Genomic DNA, 1,599 nt, shown 5'->3' with positions numbered 1-1,599 from the left:
TCATATTAAGCTTTACGAGGGCGTTGTATCGTCTGACGAGACGTGTATCAAGATGGGAGATATTAAATTGAAGAGCATGCTCTTCAATTTAACCCAAAACTTGGGATTTGTGTAGATACCTATGCCCTATGGGAGAGGGCTAGGGAGAGGGAAATAAAAATTAAAATTGACCCTGCATTATTAGAGTTTGCCAAAAACATGCGCCACACAGCCACCGATGCTGAAAACCTCATGTGGCAAATTCTACGTGCCAAACGTTTTATGAACCTGAAATTCCACCGTCAGCATGTGATCAAACTTTATATTGTGGATTTTTACTGTCATGAAATTGGTTTAGTGATTGAGTTGGATGGTAGTCAGCATGGAATGGAGGATGCTGTTGAATATGATGCTGAACGGACTAAGTTTTTAGAGGCTTTGGGTTTAACTGTTGTGCGGTATTGGAATCATGATGTGTTGAGTCGGAAGGATGTGGTGTTGGAGGATTTGTGGATGAAATGCTCTGAATTAAAAAATACCTCTCCCTAACCCTCACTTGCGCTTCGTTTTAAAGCGACACTTTAAAACTTGCTCAGGAGAGGGAATTCCATTGTGAAATTCATACGGATAATAAATCAAATGATGCTCCCTCTCCCTATGGAAGAGGGCTGGGGTGAGGGTCAAAAAATAATTTTGAATATTGATTTTGCTATATGTTGTGGTTAATATTTAAACTAATGGCTATATATGGGGTTTTTACTTTAATCTTAAGCTTTTAACACATTGGAGAATGTTGAATTTGGAAAGAGATATAAGTTTTAGACAATCTTGGATTTCTTATAGAAATAGTAGATTGAAAGAGAACCATCAATCTAAACAGGATAATGATGGTGTGCCAGTTCGGTCTTTAAAAAATTATTTAGAGGTTTTATCACATGTTTTAGCTCAGAGCTTTAGTGCTTTTGAAGATAGAGATGACCTAAGTAATCAAATTTATTCGAAATATGCTAAACGAATTGGAGTTCTATCCTATTTGGATTTCGAATCTGAAGTTAAACAAGACATTTCAAAGTCTGCTTTAGTATTTTGTCTTAAAAATTTAGAAAAACGTGCACGAAGTTCAGAAATACTTTTATCACTTCTTAAATTATTTCTATTAATATTTTTACCGATTATTTTTATAACTACTCGTAATTTTTCAATTCAGAAAAACCTTTCCATCTCTGCTTGAGAATTCATCTATGACCAAACTGTATTCACTTACACGTTTGGGACATATCATTCAAAAACTCAGACGTGTAGTCCAAAATTCTATTTATAAGGTAAAGAGTTTATGGCTAGACGTAAAAAGTCAAAAGCTAAAAAAAGAACTAAGATTGCCAAACCTCAGCCAATCATCATTATTAACGAGCAACCAAAAACTTCGCGATATTGGCAGCAGGTGTTAGTGGTATTAATAGTTCCGCTATTTAATTGGATTAAAGAAATTATCCGTAAGCGTCCGCTGAACACACCTTCTGAATTCATCCTATAAGCCTTAATTTAGTCCCCACTTAGAAACAAGTGGGGACTTAAATTTATGACTACAAATCATCAGACATCCATCGCATCTCTTGCGAA

General features: G+C 35.5%; 3 protein-coding genes. All 3 read left to right on the top strand.

Annotated elements, in window-relative coordinates; genetic code table 11:
• Nucleotides 1–159 precede the first annotated feature (159 nt).
• The 3 genes from FTU36_RS16530 to FTU36_RS16520 all read left to right on the top strand — a co-directional run bounded on the left by FTU36_RS16530 (nt 160) and on the right by FTU36_RS16520 (nt 1,513).
• Nucleotides 160–528 (top strand): endonuclease domain-containing protein, encoded by a 369-nt coding sequence (locus FTU36_RS16530; RefSeq protein WP_180118590.1) that lies wholly within the window; start codon nt 160–162, stop codon nt 526–528.
• Nucleotides 529–778: 250 nt separating this feature from the next.
• Complete coding sequence (locus tag FTU36_RS16525; RefSeq protein WP_180118588.1) at nt 779–1,210, top strand: hypothetical protein; 432 nt, start codon at nt 779–781, stop codon at nt 1,208–1,210.
• A gap of 102 nt (nt 1,211–1,312) precedes the next feature.
• On the top strand, nt 1,313–1,513 hold the full coding sequence (locus tag FTU36_RS16520) for a hypothetical protein (protein WP_180118586.1): 201 nt from the start codon (nt 1,313–1,315) through the stop codon (nt 1,511–1,513).
• Nucleotides 1,514–1,599 lie beyond the last annotated feature (86 nt).

The sequence above is a fragment of the Acinetobacter sp. YH12096 genome (assembly GCF_013419215.1).
Classification (GTDB): domain Bacteria; phylum Pseudomonadota; class Gammaproteobacteria; order Pseudomonadales; family Moraxellaceae; genus Acinetobacter; species Acinetobacter amyesii.
This window is presented reverse-complemented; position numbering and strand designations above follow the sequence as displayed.